The following is a 16419-nucleotide window of genomic DNA, read 5'->3' as shown; positions in this document are numbered from 1 at the left end:
TCACGAGTACTATTAAAAATAAACAGAATTTTTTAATAGTACATTTGAACAAGTAATAGGTGTGATTATGGTAAAATATTGTAAAGGAGGAGTTTGATGATCGGCGGATTTATAATCTGTTTTCTTGTAGGTATGTTAATTCTTATTCTGGGATACCAAATCCATATAAAAAAGCGGTTATTTCTCCTTGCAGGATATCAAGAAGAGCCGTTTGTAGGGGATAAAGAAAAACTTGCAAAAATAGCTGGGATTTTTTCTTACGTAATAGGAATCGCTACCGCTCTGCTGCCATTTGGATTAGAAGCGTTTGGTGATGCTGCGGGGATTGGTTATGGAGTTTTTGTTGTTGTGAGTACGGTTTTACTTGTTATATGGGGGAATGTAATAAATAAGCCTAATAACTCTAAAGAACAAACGAAAACAAGATGGTAACCTTTGAGGGAAGCCATCTTGTTTTTCTACTTTACATTACGATGCCACGGTAAAAGGAGGAATTGGATCAACAAAATCATCCCAATTCTGTCTCATTTCTTCCTTGGTTAATAAGCATGTATCTAAAGAACGTTCAATTTCATATTGATTCATTTCAACTCCAATAAAGACCAGTTCTGTTATTCGATCCCCGTACTGCTCATCCCAATTATTTAAGACTTCTGGTTCTTCAGCAATTACTTGTTGCTGCTCAGCTTTAGGTAATGCTGCAACCCATTCACCAGCTCCTTGGATGGTAATCGAAGAACCAGCTTGAGATAGAAGCCCCATCATGTGGTTACGGGATGCAAGCCAGAAAAAACCTTTTGCTCTTACAACATCCAAAGGCCATTTTTTTAACCAATTCATAAGTCGAACAGGATGAAATGGACGTTTGCGGCGATAAACAAAGGAATTAATGCCGTATTCTTCTGTTTCTGGTGTATGGTGTTTGCTATTTAACTCCTGAATCCAGCCTGCAGCTTGACTTGCTTCATCATAGTCAAATAAATTCGTATTTAAAATTTCATTTAGTGGTACTGCGCTAAATGAAGATTCAATAATTTTTGCACTAGGATTTAATTTTTGTAATAGAAGATGGAGTTCGAGAATATCTTCTTTTTCTAGTAAATCTACTTTGTTCAAAAGAATAACATTTGCAAACTCAATTTGATCTATTAGTAGATCGATAACTTCTCGTGTATCTGTTTCATCAATTGCTTGCTTTCGATCTAATAAGCTTTCATCAGCTGCAAAATCATCCCAAAATCGATTGGCATCGACTACAGTAACCATCGTATCGAGACGACATTTGTTTGTTAAATCAATTTCAAGTGCCTCGTCTATATACGTAAATGTTTGAGCAACAGGAATTGGTTCACTAATTCCGGAAGATTCAATCACAATATAGTCAATATCTCCTGCCTCTACAAGACGATTTACTTCTATAATTAAGTCTTCTCGCAGAGTACAACAAATACAACCATTTTGAATTTCTACTAACTTTTCTTCTGTACGAGAAAAACCTCCTTGCTTTACAAGTGCAGCGTCAATATTTACTTCGCTCATATCATTTACAATGACAGCTACTTTTAAGCCCTCTCTATTTGTCAAAATATGATTCAATAATGTTGTTTTACCAGAACCTAAAAAACCACTTAATACGGTAATGGGTACTTTTTTCATTATATATTCCTCCTTATAAATCGTAATCATTACGTTTTATGATAAATGACCTTAAAAAGAAATGCAAGAATAAATCATAATGATTACGATTTGTGAATAGAAATGAAATGTGAAAAATGTTTGGGAATTGTCATAGAAAAAAAGGACAAGCATACGTTTAAATATGAATAAAGTGGAGGCGAGGAATTTGGTTTTTAATAGAATATCAAAGGAGTTAATTGGTACGATTCTCATTGCTATTTTTCTTTTTTTATTCTTTTTTGTAGATTTCACAAACCTAGCAAATTTGCATAAGACTATTCCAAAAGAATGGTTGAACGTAAATACAATTTTTTTAAGTATTTTCTTTGAGGCAGTACCTTTTATTTTATTAGGAGTTCTTGTTTCTTCTGTTATTCAAGTATTTGTGACAGAGGAGATGATCCAAAAAATATTACCAAAATCAGCAATTGTTGCAATGGTTCCTGCTGCATTTGTTGGTGTCCTTTTTCCAATGTGTGAGTGCGTCATCATTCCAGTAGTAAGACGGCTTATTCAGAAAGGTTTGCCCTCGCATGTAGGAATAGTGATTTTAGTAAGTGCTCCGATTTTAAATCCAATTGTGTTTTTATCAACGTATTATGCATTTCGAACGAATCCAAATGTTGTATATGCTCGTTTTTGGATAGCATTATTTGTTGCATTATTGATAGGCTTAGTTGTGCATTATGTATACCGTAATAAAAGTATTTTAAAAGAACAAAAAGTGATTCCTCATGATGAGAAGAAAAAAAGTTGGCGAGACGTAATAAGTCATGGAGTGGATGAGTTTTTTGATACAGGAAAGTATTTATTAATTGGTGCGTTCTTAGCAAGTTTATTTCAAACATTTTTAGATCGTAACTTGCTTGTAGAAATTGCAAATAGCGAGGTGATTTCACCTTTTGTCATGATGGTTTTTGGCTATGTACTATCGCTTTGTTCAGAAGCAGATGCATTTATCGCAGCTTCATTTGGTCATATATTTTCCGTAAAAGCACTCGTTGCTTTTTTAGTATTTGGACCGATGTTAGATTTGAAAAATACTTTGATGTTATTTGCTTACTTTCAAAAAAGATTTGTTTTCTTCTTTATTGGCATTGTCACGATTAGTGTATATATCGTTGTTCAGTTTGCAATGAGTTAGGAGATGGCGATCATGAAAAAGCAAAGGAAACAAGAATTTCATGCATATATTCGAGGGATTATTTTACTTGGGTTTGCAATGCTTCTATTTAAACTACTAGTAACAGGAAATATTGATAATTTTATCGCACCCAAAATGATAAAGTTTATCTATTTCGCGTTTTTTCTTTCGATCATTTTAGGCTGCTTACAAGTATGGAATGGGAATGAAGAGAAAAAAAGAAACTGTAACTGCTGCGAAAATCATACAGTACCAAAATCAAAAGTTGGAATTTGTATGTTATACGCAATTTTTCTCATTCCGATTGTGAGTGCATTTTTATTTTCTAATGTGACAATTGATGGTAGTGTAGCAGCAAAACGTGGCATGAATCAAAGTGCAGGAGCGAAGAAACAACCCGAAAGTTCTGATTGGAGGGAGCTATTAGTTGATCAAGAAGAAGAACCAATTCAAAATCTTCCTGCATCAGGGCAGTCACCGGGAGAATTAGAAAGAAATATGATGAAACAAAATACAATCCAAGTAGATAATCAAAATTATATTCAAACGATGAATGTAATTGGTCAAGATGTGCTTGGATTTAAAGGGAAAGAAATCACATTTACGGGTTTTGTTTATCATGATAAAGAAGTAAAGGGAGATAAAATAGTAGTTGCTCGTTATGGAATTACGTGTTGTGTTGCGGATGCTTCTGTTTGGGGAATGATTGTTTCAGGAGAAGAGGTGAAAAGTCTTCCGGAAGAAACATGGGTGAAAGTAACAGGGACACTAGATGAAACGACATATAAAGGGACGCTATTTCCACTTGTAAAACTAAATAAAGCAGAAAAAGTGGAACAGCCGAAAGATCCGTATGTGTATGATGCTTTGCCGCAGTGATATGTTGCAATATCTATTCATACTGCTAAGGAATAAAGGTGGAAGGGTAAGGGGATATTTGTATTGTAAAATGATAGAAGGTGAAAAACTGTTGACTAATGTAGTTCAACGGTTTTTTTTCTTTTTAGGCCATTTTTAGGCAAATATAAATAAAAATACGATTTTTTAATAATTTTCATTGCGAAATATCGGCGCTACTTTTACAATATAAAAGGTGTATATTTATTATACTAAAAAACAAATCGAAATAATGTGAAAATTATAGTTTGTCTTTGTGCAATATATATACAAAAGTACATATTAGGCGACATACATCATGTTATCGACTTGTAAGGAGAGAAGCAAATGAAAAGTGTAAGATTACCATCGATTCCAGAAATCATTATTCTTTTATTACTGTTTCTTGCTGTTGTCTTTTCCTTTCAAACGATCTTTAATTTGCCGATTCAATTAGCGCTATTTATTTCATGGTTTTTAGTAATTGCGCTTGGATTAAGATTAGGGTTTCGTTATCAAGAGTTGCAAGATGCAATTACAAAGGGAATTTCAAACGGATTAGAAGCTGTGCTCATCTTAGTTGCTGTAGGAGCACTAATTGGAACATGGATTGCTGGCGGTGTTGTACCGACATTAATCTATTACGGATTAGAATTTATTCATCCGAGTATATTCTTATTAGCAACGTTAATTATTTGTTCGATTACTTCTCTTGCAACGGGTACATCGTGGGGAACGGTTGGTACAGCTGGTATTGCTATGATGGCAATCGGTGAAGGTCTTGGTTTACCACTTCCATTAGTTGCCGGAGCAGTACTTTCAGGGGCGTACTTTGGGGACAAGTTATCTCCGCTTTCTGATAGTACAGTACTTGCTGCTTCAATGGCAAAAGTGGATGTTATTGCACACGTTCGTGCGATGCTTGTGCTAGATGTTCCAGCATACATTATTACTGGAATTATGTTTACAGTTGCTGGTTGGATGTATGGTGGGGACAACGTTGATTTAAACAAAGTTGAATTTTTAAAAGAGGCATTATTAAAGGAATTTGATATTAAAATATGGATGCTTGTTCCAGTGGTTATTGTTATTGCGCTATTAGCAATGAAAAAACCATCAATGCCAACAATTGCGATGGGTGCGCTTCTCGGTGCAGTTTGGGCAACCTTGTTCCAAGGTATGCACTTTGGAGATGCAATTGGAACAGCATATAACGGTTTCTCTATTGAATCAGGTGTGGATTTTATTGATAAGTTGCTAAATCGCGGCGGAATCAATGGTATGCTTAGTTCAGTAGCTGTTATTATTTTTGGATTAGGTTTCGGGGGATTACTTGAAAAACTAGGTGTTTTAAAAGTAATCGTATCAAAATTTGAGAAGAAACTAAACTCTGCAGGAAATGTAACGCTTTCCACATTAATCGTTGCTTTCCTAGCAAACGTATTTGGCTGTGCCATGTACGTATCACTTATTTTAACTCCAAAAATCATGCAAGACAGTTATGATAAATTAAAACTTGATCGCCGTATATTAGCACGTAACTCAGAAGTGGGTGGAACACTAACTTCAGGTATGGTTCCATGGTCTGATAATGGGATTTTCATGGCTGGTATATTAGGGGTCGCAACATTATCGTATATCCCATTCATGTGGATGAGCTTCGTATCATTAGCACTAGCAGTTATATACGGATATACAGGGAAATTCATTTGGTATGTTGATGATGCTGAAAAAGGAAAACAAGCGTCATAATAACTAGGATTATCTCTTTCAATATTAAAACAACCCGTAAGTTCAATGTGAACTTACGGGTTGTTTCGTTTCTAGTGATATTCGTATATTTCCCCTATCAGAAAGCAAAATATATAGTATCAAAAATAGGAGGAGAGCTATGACTGAATCATTATTGCTGGAGTATGGGGGAGTTATATTAATTTTGATCGCATTAGAAGGTGTTTTATCTGCGGACAACGCTCTTGTACTTGCCATTATGGTTAAGCACTTACCTGAAGATGATAGGAAAAAGGCATTATTTTATGGATTATTTGGGGCGTTTCTCTTTCGTTTTGGATCATTGTTTTTAATCTCATTTCTTGTGAATGTGTGGCAGATGCAAGCAATTGGTGCAGTGTATTTATTGTTTCTTTCGGCTAGAAGCCTAGTTAAAAATATACCGAAAAAAGAGGTGGCAAAGAGAAGGACATGGAGAACAGGAGAAAAAGGTTGAGAAAAATAATTCGAAAAAGAAAAGTGGTTTTTGGATAACAGTTCTAAAGGTAGAAGTTACAGATATGGCGTTTGCAATTGATTCTATTTTAGCTGCGGTAGCTCTTACATTGACAATTACCCCGTTAAATAAAGGGATGATAGGTGGCCTTGATGCAGGAAGGTTTTTCGTTATTTTAACAGGTGGAATGATTGGTTTAGTTATTATGAGGTTTGCAGCTACTTATTTTGTAAGGTTATTGCGCGCAAGGCCTGGTCTTGAAACTGCAGCGTTTATGATTGTTGGGTGGGTCGGTGTGAAGCTTATTATTTCAACGTTAGCACATCCTATGGTTGGAATCATTGATAAGGATTTCCCTCAATCAGTTACGTGGAAAGCTATTTTTTATATCGTATTAATTGCGATTGGTGTTTGCGGTTGGTTTTTATCACCTGATCCATCTAAAACATAAAGTGAAACTTTAATCAGTGGGGGTTTTCCTCATCCCCCACTGATTATTAGTTGAACCAATCGGGCCTTTACGGGCAGTCTATCTCCCACCTCACTTCTTTAGAAAAGCGGAAGCCGCTCGCTCAGAATCGCAGGACGTTGCTCCCGCCGATTTTTGAGGTGGGAGTATTACTGCCCGTTAGTGCGGGATAATTTTTTAAAGATAGAATTATGAGTAAATAAGAGTGAGAATCCTTATCATTTGAAGGGAAGTCTGTTACAATAAAAAAGTAGCAATTATATTTTCAAGGGGATGAAAACATGGAATACAGAATTGAAAGAGATACTTTAGGAGAAATGAAAGTTCCAGCTGATAAATTATGGGCAGCGCAAACACAACGTAGTAAAGAAAACTTTCCGATTGGGACGGAGCATATGCCACTTGAAATTGTACAAGCATTTGCAATTTTAAAGAAGAGTACAGCAATTAGCAACCAGAAGTTAGGAAAGTTATCCGAAGAGAAGGCTCATGCAATCGTAGAAGCAGTTGATGAAATTTTAGCAGGAAAATGGAATGAACATTTCCCACTTGTCGTATGGCAAACGGGTAGCGGTACACAATCGAATATGAATGTGAATGAAGTAATTGCAAACCGTGGGAACCAAATTTTAAAAGAAAAAGGGCTTGATGTACATATTCATCCGAACGATGATGTCAATATGTCTCAAAGTTCAAATGATACATTCCCAACAGCTCTTCACGTTGCTTGCGTGATCGCGGTAGAGAATCAAGTGTTACCAGCAATTATAAAATTAAAAGAAACGTTAGAGAAAAAAGTAAATGAGTTTCAAAGTATTATTAAAATCGGTCGTACGCATTTGCAAGATGCAACACCTTTAACATTAGGGCAAGAAATTAGTGGTTGGCATCGTATGCTAGAAAAAACGGAGCGTATGATTGCTGATAGTAATACATATATGAAGGAACTTGCGATTGGTGGTACTGCAGTTGGGACAGGCATTAATGCTCATCCTAAATTTGGTGAGATGGTAGCAGAGGAAATTAGCCAGTTTACAGGTAAGCAATTTGTATCAGCGCTAAATAAGTTTCATGCATTAACAAGTCATGATGAAGTTGTGTTTGCACATGGTGCATTAAAAGCATTAGCAGCTGACTTAATGAAGATTGCAAATGATGTACGCTGGCTTGCAAGTGGTCCACGTAGTGGTCTTGGTGAAATTATTATTCCTGCAAATGAGCCAGGAAGTTCAATTATGCCGGGTAAAGTAAATCCAACGCAAAGTGAAGCACTAACAATGGTGGCAGCGCAAGTTATGGGAAATGATGCAACGATTGGCTTTGCGGCGAGCCAAGGTAACTTTGAGTTAAACGTATTTAAACCAGTAATTGCATATAATTTCTTACAATCCGCTCGTTTATTAGCCGATGCGACAATTTCGTTCAATGATAAATGTGCGGTCGGTATTGAAGCGAATGAAGAAGTGATTAATCAGAATGTAAATCGTTCTTTAATGCTTGTTACAGCATTAAATCCACATATTGGATATGAAAATGCAGCGAAAATTGCGAAGCATGCTCATAAAGAGGGATTAACGTTAAAAGAAGCAGCGCTGCAATCAGGATTATTAACAGAAGAACAGTTTGATGAAATTGTAGATCCGAAGAAAATGATTGCACCGAAAGAATAAGCTTTAATGAATAATGAAGAGCCAAGATTCTAAATTAAGAATTTTGGCTTTTTTATGGTGAAATAATGGAAATGAACGTGAGGTGAGAATAATGAAGTGTGTTGTTTCTACACTATCAGTGCTTATCACATTTATCCCGCTATTTTAGGGCAGTAAGACCTCCACCTTAAAATTCAGCAAAAGTAAAGAAGTTAAGTGGGGGAATGAAGAAAAAACCAAATAATTAAAGTTTTACTTTATCGCTTTACAATCGATATTCAGAATTATATTCACATCTTTTTATATGTCTGATTCACCGAATTGGACGAGTATTGTAATACTAACTACAGCAGTATCTACGTATCACTTCTTTGAGATTGGCTACATATAATTACTCTTCTACTCTTCGTTTTTTATCTCCCATCATAGTAGGATTTGCAATTCTTAAACTTATTGAAAGAAGGGAAAGAGGGCAAAATCAAAGTAAATTTAATAATTAGTTTCACACGATAACGCTTATGTGCTATAAAAAGCTCCATATTAGTGAAAACATGGAGCTTTCATAATTTTTATGAACGAGTAAATTTGAAAATTTCATTAGCAGCTCTAGCATAACCACCCGCGTTACGAAATGATTGACTAATTTTTTGGGTATTCTTTTTGTAAATGGGGTTTCTTAACATTTCATTAACAGCCTCTTTGATATCCTCCACTGATAGTTGTTGAATATTTAACATCGTTCCTGCACCAAGTTCTTTTACTCGTTCAGCAATCGTATGCTGGTCATTTATGATAGGAAGCATAACTAAGGGTACTTCAAAATAAAGCGATTCATTGGTGCTGTTCATTCCACAATGGCTAATAAAGAGATCAGTTTGACGAAGTATATCTAATTGAGGAACGTAGCTACGTACAATAAAGTTATCAGGTATATCCTTTAGCTGCTCTGCCTTTAATTGTTTGCCTATGTTTAGCACCACTTTAACTCTTAAATCTTTTAAAGCGGTAAAGCACATTTGATAGAAGTCTGGCTGATTGTTCATTATCGTTCCCAGAGAAATGTAAATTACACGTGTTTCATTTAATAGATTCATTGGAAAATCGTTTGCGATTTCATTTTTTGTAATGGAAGGACCAACAAAAATATAGTCCTTCTGAAAAACGCTGCTATTTCTTTGGAAATAGGAAGAAGTGAAGACGATATTTAAATCTCCTGAACCAGGGCAAAGTAAGAAATTGTAAGGTAATGGAAGTTTGTATTTATTTTCTAAATATTGTTTACGTTTGGCGATTTCTTCTAATTGTAAAAATGCATTTAACATAGCCAAACGTTCTTGTTTTTGTTCCATATTATCTATTCCTGTCAGGGACATATTTATTTTTGCATCTTGTGAATATGCAAAAGTGGTCCATGTTGCAATAGATAATAATTTATTTTGGTTGGCAATCCATTTGCCAGGTAAAGACTGTGCATCGTATATGAGATAATCATACGTTTCGTTGGAAATGTCTTCTAGAATAGAGTCGGTGATTGATTCCATTGCACTTAGAAAGTGCAATAAATATTCTTGAGGCTGGGAAGCCATAAGATCCATACTTTCTGCAAGCTTTTTTTGTGCCTCTTGATTAACAGGGCGAAACTGGGCACCGACTTTTTTGATTTTTTCTTCAAAATGATTGGATGAATAATAGACAATATGTTCTCCTTGTTTTATTAAATCACTTACTAATCCAAGTGTTGGGTTTACGTGTCCTTCTCCACCAACGTTGATGTAAAGTGCTTTTTTCATCTTTAGCCCTCCATTAAATATAGTTTGGTACACGCCTTAGCGAAGAGAATATACGTTTTATCATTGATTATCCCTATAACAGTGCGAAGTATAAATATGATGGTTGTCAAAATCAAATCTCAATTTTTTAGAGGTGTATAGTATTTATGAATGAATAATGATATTTTGTGTAAACGAAATTGATTATTGTTTGGATTATAACAAATTATTTTTGAATTTGTCTATGTTTTTCTTTTTTATGCGGGATTAGAGGTTGTGTTTATTCGAGTATTTGCGAGCAGTAAGACCTTGATAGATGTTGTAGTGAGACAGTAATCCATTGTTTTTATTCATTATAAAGTTCCTTTTATACATTATATACAAACGTTTTAAAATTTGTTTATAAAATAAGTAAACGTAATGTTGAAATGTTTGCTTAACTTGTGATAATATGATGAGGTGGATAAACGATATCGTGATTTGTTTGTATTAATAATAAACCATTTGGAGGATTGTTTAGCATGAGTGATATTTCAGCGAAGTTTTGGGATGCATCTATTGAAGAATTGAAGAAGGGGTATATCTTTGAAGAAGATACAGAAGAATACATCTGTTTAGCTTGTGGAGAGAAGTTTATAAAAGGGGTTATTTATCAAAACCAAAATGTTTTATATGAAGCAGAGAAATTTGTTCAGCTTCATATAGAGAATGAACATACGTCTATGTTCGAATATTTATTAAATCTTGATAAGAAATTTACAGGTTTAACGGATTTACAAAAGAAGATGGTTCAGTTTTTTTATATGGGCTTAAATGACAAAGAAATTGTGAAAGAAATGGATGGAGGAAGTACATCAACAATTCGCAATCATCGTTTTACATTACGAGAAAAGATGAAACAGGCTAAGGTGTTTTTAGCACTGATGGAACTATCAGAAGAAAAATCGAAAACGCATCCTAAATTTTTGCCAATTCACAGAACAGCTACAATGGTGGACGACAGATATAACATTACGGAAGAGGAAAATGATGAAGTGCTGAAGTTGCATTTTACAGAGGGGTTAGATGGACCACTTGTTAAATTTCCAAAGAAACAAAAACGTAAACTGATTATATTAAAACATTTAGTGAAAAAATTTGATAATAGTAAGAAGTATTCAGAAAAAGAAGTGAATGAAATTTTAGAAAATGTGTATTCAGATTTTGTAACTTTAAGAAGGTATTTAATTGAGTATGGTTTTCTAGATCGAACAGCTGATGGAAGTCAATATTGGGTTAAGTTATAAGAAAAAGGTAAGAAGGAAGGAGAATGAGAAATGAATAGGAGAGCAGAATTAAAGCAACTATACAAAGAAACAGAGATTGAGGCTGGGGTTTATCGTATTACAAATACAAAGAATTTGAAGACAATGAGCGGGAGACGTTTTGAACTCAATGTAGGTTCTCATACGAATAGGGCATTACAAGATGACTGGAAGCAGTATGGTGCAGATGCCTTTGAGTTTGAAGTATTAGAAGTCTTGAAGAAGAAAGAAACTGGGTATTTTTAATGTTAAGAAAGAATTGGAAAAATTAGAAGAGAAGTGGCTGAGAGAATTACAGTCATATGGAGAGAACGGATATAACCGAGCACTCTCTTAATAAAGGAGAAATGAAATTTGAAATCACAGGCAGATCATGGTCAAGAAGGTGCAGAATCACAAAATCAACAAAAGGAAGAGAAACCGATATGGAAATCAATGTCCATGTTTTTAGTTCCGTTACTGTTAAGTAATGTCTTACAATCAGTAGGACAATTATTTGGGATGGTAGTGGTAGGGCGTTGGCTTGGAGAACAAGATTTAGCTGCTATTTCAGCATTCTTTCCATCGTTTTTCTTACTTGTTTCGTTTGTAATTGGAATTGGCTCTGGTAGTTCTATTTTAATTGGTCAGGCTTTTGGAGCGCGTAATGAGGAGCGTTTAAAGGCTATTGTTGGTACAACACTTACATTTACGTTTATCATAGGAGTTGTTTTGGCAATAGTAGGAAGTGTATTCGCCATGGATATTATGCGTTTTATGGGGACACCGGAAAATATTATTGATATGAGTGTACATTATGCACGTATTTTATTTATTTCCATGCCAGTTTTATTCTTATATTTTGCATATACAACATTTATGCGAGGTACAGGAGATTCTAAAACGCCATTTTACTTTTTAATAGTTAGTACAGTATTGAACATGATACTATTACCTATTCTTATTTTTGGCTGGCTCGGAATGCCGAAGCTTGATGTTTATGGCGCTGCTTATGCCTCTGTTATATCAACAATTATAACATTTGTTGTTATGCTTATTTATTTAAAGAAGAAAAATCATCCATTACAATTGGATGAAACAGTGCGAAAATACCTTCGTATGGATTGGGAATTATTAAAGTTATTACTACGCCTTGGTATTCCTGCAAGTATCAATATGATCTTAGTTTCGCTATCTGAAATTGCAGTAATTGCATTTGTAAATCGCTTCGGTTCTGATGCGACCGCAGCTTATGGAGTCGTGAACCAAGTAGCAAGTTATGTACAAATGCCAGCAGTTAGCCTTGGGATTACTGTATCTATTTTTGCTGCACAATCCATTGGTGCGAATCAATTCGATCGATTACAGAAAGTCGTTCGAGCTGGGATTGTGCTGAACTATATTATCGGTGGCGTATTAATCGCACTAATTTACATGTTCTCAAGAGAGATTTTATCACTGTTCCTAACAAATCCAGATACAATTGAAATTGCGCATAGTTTAGTTATGATTACGCTTTGGAGTTATTTAATTTTCGGTCATGCACAAATTATTGGTGCGACGATGCGGGCGAGCGGAACCGTACTATGGCCAACTATTATCGGTGTTGTATCGATTTGGCTTGTGGAAGTACCGGTTGCTTATTTCTTATCATACCATACGGATCTTGGTATAGAAGGGATATGGATTGGATATCCAGCAGCGTTTATTGTAAGTTTAATTTTACAATACGCGTACTATAAATTTTCATGGCAGAAGAAACGGATTACAAGGCTTGTGAGTTAAATAGAAAATAAATAAAAGTGTCCCTGAGCTTTCTAGTTTAGGGGCACTTTTATTTGAGTGCTCATAAATAACTTTTTAACGTTACATCAAAGTGGTGTCTCATGAGTGTTCCATCATGCATATAGAATTCCCAAGCTTTCTCTGGATCTCCGATAATCTCAAAGGAATTTTCGGTTATATATAAAGCACAGTTATCCTCCAAAGCAATTCCTTCTATATTCCGTGCATGGTTTTGTAAGAATAAATGAAAAGCGGTTGCTCTATCCGGTTGATTGTAATGAGGGCAGAAATGTTTGGTTATTTTATTCCAGCCATCGATTTCCATATAACCATCTCCTTTATAATTAGAACGGAGTCCGGTTGTAAACCAGCACATAGCACCAGCGCTATATCCTGCAATGAATGTTTCATTGTGCAGTGCTGCTATTAACTTTTCATCTATTTTGTTTTCCTTCCATTTTTCAAGCATATTAATATAGTTTCCTCCACCTAGATAGATAAAATCAGCGAAATGAATCATTTCACTTATTTTATCTTCGTTAGGACTTTCTTGTGTGCAGCGTAGAATGTGAACATCACATTGTAACTGCTTTTCAAATGTTTCTCTAAAGTCGTTTATATAACCTTCATCATCATTGCTTGCCGTTGGGATAAACAATACTCTTGGAGATTGTTTCCCAGTTAACTCTATAAGTCGTTGATTTATATGGAAATGATCTATTTGTTCAAAGTAACCCCCACCAATTACAGCTAATTTCATAATGAATCACCACCTAATAGATTTTTGTTATTGATAAAGTTTCGATGTAGAGAAGTTTCTTTCCTTCTGTAACAAAAGATGAAAATGAAAAAGCATGTATGAATAAAGAGAAAGGATGTACGTTATATTTTAGTAAATCTATATTTGACCTTTCGTCAATTTTGTACTACAATCCGTAGTGTGAAAGGAGACATGGTATGTTTACCCAAAACTATAAATTAAATGAGCAAGGATTAAATCATTTCTTTGGACCGCTCGAAGCGAAGATTATGGAGATTATTTGGAATATCCCGGATATTACGATCAAAGAAGTTCAGCAAAAACTAAGTGAAGATTCTCCTGTGAATTTTAATACAGTAATGACTGTAATGAATCGCTTAGTAGAAAAAGGACACTTGCAAAAACAAACGGTAAAAAGAAGCGGTGTATATCGTGCTGCACAAACAAAAGAGTCTTTTTTATCAAATCAAACAAAGAAAATGACACAGGAACTGATGGGGGAATTTGGTGATCTCGTTGTGAATCACATGTTAGATGAACTAGACCAAGCTGATCCAGTTTTAATAAAGAAGTTAGAAGCAAAACTCAATCAACTGAAAAAAGAGGACTAGTGTGATGAAGTGGCAAATACGAAAATTAGTATTGTTTGCAAGCATCATTAGTCTTCTCTTTTTCGGTATGTTAGTGTACTACGTTACATATCCATTTTTCTTCGGAAATAAGGTTTTTTTTCTATCACAGTTTTGTCTATTTGAGTTGCAAAAGCACATGAGAGAATTATCAATCATTCGTATTGTAATGGGAGGCTTGTTAGTATTCACCTTATTTGTTGTGTGTAAAAGAGTATGGAGGCAGTTTTTCTATAGCAAAAAATTAAAGCGAAATTTAGTTGAGATTACTCGTAAAGGGAAACAACTGTACTTGCTGCCGTCATTAGAAGTTACGGCATTTACAGTTGGATTGATTCAACCGCAGATTGTTCTTTCGGAAGGTGTGTTTCAATCATTTACAGACGAAGAAATTGATGCGATTGTTTTGCATGAAGAATATCACCAAAAAAATCGTGATCCGTTAAAATTGTTTCTTTTTACGGTGTTAGCTGAAGGAATGATGTATATTCCAGTATTGAAAGGTATGTTACAGCGCTATCATACGTATCAGGAGCTATTGGCGGACAAATATGCGATGGATCAAATGAAATCATCGTTTGAGCTAGGTAGCGCGTTATTGAAATTAATGAAAATAAAAACAGCATCTAATCCGTTTATAACAGCTTCTTTTGCGAAGACAGCAATCAATTTACGTGTAGAGCAAATCATTAGCCAGTCATCTATAAAGCTCAAGATGCCGTTATATACAAATTCTGTTTATGTGACAATGGGGCTATTTCTCATTTCGTTTGTACTTATTATCGGAGAGTGCATATAGCCTCTTTTTTTAATATCGAACACTACTTTATGTAGTGTTTTGTAGGAGGAGTAAAATGAACGCAGCAGACTTAACGATATGGCTTGTAGTAGGCGCAGGGATTCTTTCGTTTGTATCACCCTGTTCGCTGCCACTATATCCATCTTATTTATCGTATATTACAGGTGTTTCTATTCAAGATTTAAAAGAAAAACGCGGTATGATGCAAAAAACAGCACTGATGCACACATTGTTCTTTATAATAGGTTTTTCCGTTATATTTTATGCATTAGGTTTATCTGTAAGTTGGATTGGTGTAACATTTTCATCCAATCAAAGACTCATTCAACAAATCGGTGGAATCTTTATTATCATCATGGGTTTATTTATGACAGGGCTCATTCAACCGAAATGGCTTATGTCTGAAAAGAAATTTCATTATAAAAGTAAATCAACTGGATATATTCGTTCTATTTTTGTTGGCATGACATATGCAGCTGGATGGACACCATGCGTGGGACCAATATTCTCTGCAGTATTAATGCTCGGTGCAACTAACCCAGATGAGGCGCTTCTTTATATTACAGCTTATACACTTGGATTTGCGGTTCCGTTCTTTGTCATGGCATTTTTTATAGGTAAGGTCAAATGGATTGTTACATATGCGGGTGTCATGATGAAAATTGGCGGTAGCATGATGGTTTTGACAGGTATTTTACTTTATACGAACCAAATGACGAAAATAACAGCATTCTTTATCAGATTATTTGATGGATTTACAGGATTTTAAAAATAGGGGGAAAGAACGTGAAAAAACTAATTGCAATTATACTGGCTGGAGCACTTATTTGGGCTGGAGTTAACTTTTATAATTCTAAGCAAGAAGAAAAAGGAAGGAAAGCGAAACAATCGGCACTGCAAGAGAAAGAAGTATTGCCTCAAGTAGGATTTAAGGCACCGAAAATTACACTTAAAGGACTAGATGGAAAGCTTTATTCATTAAATGATGCAAAAGGGAAACCGTATATTATTAACTTTTGGGCATCGTGGTGTGGGCCATGTGAAATGGAGGCACCGGACTTAGTACATCTTTATGATAAATATAAAGGAGAAATCGAAATTTTTGCGGTGAATGCAACGGTTAGTGATCCAGTACAAGAGGCAAAGGCATTTGCGGATCGTTTCGGATTTAAGTTTCCTGTTTTACTAGATATGGATGGGGTAGCTGGACTTGATTATAAAATTTTTTCATTACCAACAACGTTTTTTGTTGATAAAGACGGCATCATTGTAGAACAAGTGCGCGGAGTATTACCTCCGGATCAATTGGAAAAGAAATTTAAGCAATTAATTAAGAAGTAAAAGGGGACATC

General features: G+C 35.0%; 14 protein-coding genes and 2 pseudogenes. 13 read left to right on the top strand and 3 right to left on the bottom strand.

Translation table 11 applies throughout. The features are described 5' to 3' along the window. Nucleotides 1-96 precede the first annotated feature (96 nt). A complete protein-coding gene (locus tag LOK41_RS04520; protein ID WP_241815446.1) occupies nucleotides 97-432 on the top strand; it encodes a DUF3784 domain-containing protein in 336 nt (111 codons plus the stop codon). 36 nt (nucleotides 433-468) lie between these two features. Here the strand turns inward: LOK41_RS04520 and LOK41_RS04515 are convergent, their stop codons facing one another. Beyond that, the gene (locus LOK41_RS04515; RefSeq protein ID WP_241815445.1) at nucleotides 469-1656 is read right to left on the bottom strand and encodes a GTP-binding protein; all 1188 of its coding nucleotides are present in this window, start codon (nucleotides 1654-1656) and stop codon (nucleotides 469-471) included. Nucleotides 1657-1843: 187 nt separating this feature from the next. On the opposite strand from LOK41_RS04515, the gene LOK41_RS04510 reads away from it, so the two are divergent. The 5 genes and pseudogenes from LOK41_RS04510 to fumC all read left to right on the top strand — a co-directional run bounded on the left by LOK41_RS04510 (nucleotide 1844) and on the right by fumC (nucleotide 8063). Then, nucleotides 1844-2821, top strand: a complete 978-nt coding sequence (locus LOK41_RS04510; RefSeq protein WP_241815444.1) for a permease — start codon at nucleotides 1844-1846, stop codon at nucleotides 2819-2821. 12 nt (nucleotides 2822-2833) lie between these two features. Next, entirely contained in the window at nucleotides 2834-3700 is an 867-nt protein-coding gene (locus LOK41_RS04505; RefSeq protein WP_241815443.1) for a TIGR03943 family putative permease subunit, read from the top strand. A 345-nt stretch (nucleotides 3701-4045) separates the two neighbouring features. Continuing rightward, complete coding sequence (nhaC, locus tag LOK41_RS04500; RefSeq protein ID WP_241815442.1) at nucleotides 4046-5449, top strand: Na+/H+ antiporter NhaC; 1404 nt, start codon at nucleotides 4046-4048, stop codon at nucleotides 5447-5449. Nucleotides 5450-5588: 139 nt separating this feature from the next. Continuing rightward, a pseudogene (locus LOK41_RS04495) lies at nucleotides 5589-6375 on the top strand (TerC family protein). Nucleotides 6376-6674: 299 nt separating this feature from the next. Continuing rightward, the gene (fumC, locus tag LOK41_RS04490) at nucleotides 6675-8063 is read left to right on the top strand and encodes a class II fumarate hydratase (RefSeq protein WP_241815441.1); all 1389 of its coding nucleotides are present in this window, start codon (nucleotides 6675-6677) and stop codon (nucleotides 8061-8063) included. A gap of 548 nt (nucleotides 8064-8611) precedes the next feature. Here fumC and LOK41_RS04485 read toward each other — a convergent pair. Further along, nucleotides 8612-9832 (bottom strand): macrolide family glycosyltransferase, encoded by a 1221-nt coding sequence (locus LOK41_RS04485; protein ID WP_241815440.1) that lies wholly within the window; start codon nucleotides 9830-9832, stop codon nucleotides 8612-8614. A 500-nt stretch (nucleotides 9833-10332) separates the two neighbouring features. On the opposite strand from LOK41_RS04485, the gene LOK41_RS04480 reads away from it, so the two are divergent. From LOK41_RS04480 to LOK41_RS04470, 3 genes and pseudogenes are all read left to right on the top strand, one after another. Next, complete coding sequence (locus LOK41_RS04480; RefSeq protein ID WP_241815439.1) at nucleotides 10333-11097, top strand: DUF2087 domain-containing protein; 765 nt, start codon at nucleotides 10333-10335, stop codon at nucleotides 11095-11097. 30 nt (nucleotides 11098-11127) lie between these two features. Beyond that, a pseudogene (locus LOK41_RS04475) lies at nucleotides 11128-11452 on the top strand (GIY-YIG nuclease family protein). Between the two features lie 98 nt (nucleotides 11453-11550). Beyond that, nucleotides 11551-12879: an MATE family efflux transporter gene (locus LOK41_RS04470; protein WP_481748793.1), complete on the top strand. Its 1329-nt coding sequence runs from the start codon at nucleotides 11551-11553 to the stop codon at nucleotides 12877-12879. A 61-nt stretch (nucleotides 12880-12940) separates the two neighbouring features. Here the strand turns inward: LOK41_RS04470 and LOK41_RS04465 are convergent, their stop codons facing one another. Continuing rightward, on the bottom strand, nucleotides 12941-13639 hold the full coding sequence (locus tag LOK41_RS04465) for a Type 1 glutamine amidotransferase-like domain-containing protein (protein WP_241815437.1): 699 nt from the start codon (nucleotides 13637-13639) through the stop codon (nucleotides 12941-12943). A 197-nt stretch (nucleotides 13640-13836) separates the two neighbouring features. Here LOK41_RS04465 and LOK41_RS04460 point away from each other — a divergent pair, with 197 nt between their 5' ends. From LOK41_RS04460 to LOK41_RS04445, 4 genes are read left to right on the top strand one after another with little or no spacing between them, the layout of a single operon-like run. Beyond that, a complete protein-coding gene (locus LOK41_RS04460; protein ID WP_241815436.1) occupies nucleotides 13837-14250 on the top strand; it encodes a BlaI/MecI/CopY family transcriptional regulator in 414 nt (137 codons plus the stop codon). Between the two features lie 4 nt (nucleotides 14251-14254). Beyond that, the gene (locus LOK41_RS04455; RefSeq protein ID WP_241815435.1) at nucleotides 14255-15067 is read left to right on the top strand and encodes a M56 family metallopeptidase; all 813 of its coding nucleotides are present in this window, start codon (nucleotides 14255-14257) and stop codon (nucleotides 15065-15067) included. Between the two features lie 55 nt (nucleotides 15068-15122). Then, entirely contained in the window at nucleotides 15123-15836 is a 714-nt protein-coding gene (locus tag LOK41_RS04450) for a cytochrome c biogenesis CcdA family protein (RefSeq protein WP_174102275.1), read from the top strand. Nucleotides 15837-15853: 17 nt separating this feature from the next. Further along, complete coding sequence (locus LOK41_RS04445) at nucleotides 15854-16408, top strand: TlpA family protein disulfide reductase (RefSeq protein WP_241815434.1); 555 nt, start codon at nucleotides 15854-15856, stop codon at nucleotides 16406-16408. The last annotated feature ends 11 nt before the right edge of the window (nucleotides 16409-16419 follow it).

Source organism: Bacillus sp. TL12 (assembly GCF_022625245.1).
GTDB lineage: Bacteria > Bacillota > Bacilli > Bacillales > Bacillaceae_G > Bacillus_A.
The sequence above is the reverse complement of the archived record's forward strand: the minus strand, read 5'-3'. Positions and strand labels throughout refer to the sequence as shown.

Bases quoted from the DNA above. Each gene is read 5' to 3' on its own strand.
- LOK41_RS04520 (WP_241815446.1), top strand. From the start codon at position 97: ATGATCGGCGGATTTATAATCTGTTTTCTTGTAGGTATGTTAATTCTT.
- LOK41_RS04515 (WP_241815445.1), bottom strand. From the start codon at position 1,656: ATGAAAAAAGTACCCATTACCGTATTAAGTGGTTTTTTAGGTTCTGGT.
- LOK41_RS04505 (WP_241815443.1), top strand. From the start codon at position 2,834: ATGAAAAAGCAAAGGAAACAAGAATTTCATGCATATATTCGAGGGATT.
- nhaC (WP_241815442.1), top strand. From the start codon at position 4,046: ATGAAAAGTGTAAGATTACCATCGATTCCAGAAATCATTATTCTTTTA.
- fumC (WP_241815441.1), top strand. From the start codon at position 6,675: ATGGAATACAGAATTGAAAGAGATACTTTAGGAGAAATGAAAGTTCCA.
- LOK41_RS04485 (WP_241815440.1), bottom strand. From the start codon at position 9,832: ATGAAAAAAGCACTTTACATCAACGTTGGTGGAGAAGGACACGTAAAC.
- LOK41_RS04480 (WP_241815439.1), top strand. From the start codon at position 10,333: ATGAGTGATATTTCAGCGAAGTTTTGGGATGCATCTATTGAAGAATTG.
- LOK41_RS04470 (WP_481748793.1), top strand. From the start codon at position 11,551: ATGTCCATGTTTTTAGTTCCGTTACTGTTAAGTAATGTCTTACAATCA.
- LOK41_RS04465 (WP_241815437.1), bottom strand. From the start codon at position 13,639: ATGAAATTAGCTGTAATTGGTGGGGGTTACTTTGAACAAATAGATCAT.
- LOK41_RS04460 (WP_241815436.1), top strand. From the start codon at position 13,837: ATGTTTACCCAAAACTATAAATTAAATGAGCAAGGATTAAATCATTTC.
- LOK41_RS04455 (WP_241815435.1), top strand. From the start codon at position 14,255: ATGAAGTGGCAAATACGAAAATTAGTATTGTTTGCAAGCATCATTAGT.
- LOK41_RS04450 (WP_174102275.1), top strand. From the start codon at position 15,123: ATGAACGCAGCAGACTTAACGATATGGCTTGTAGTAGGCGCAGGGATT.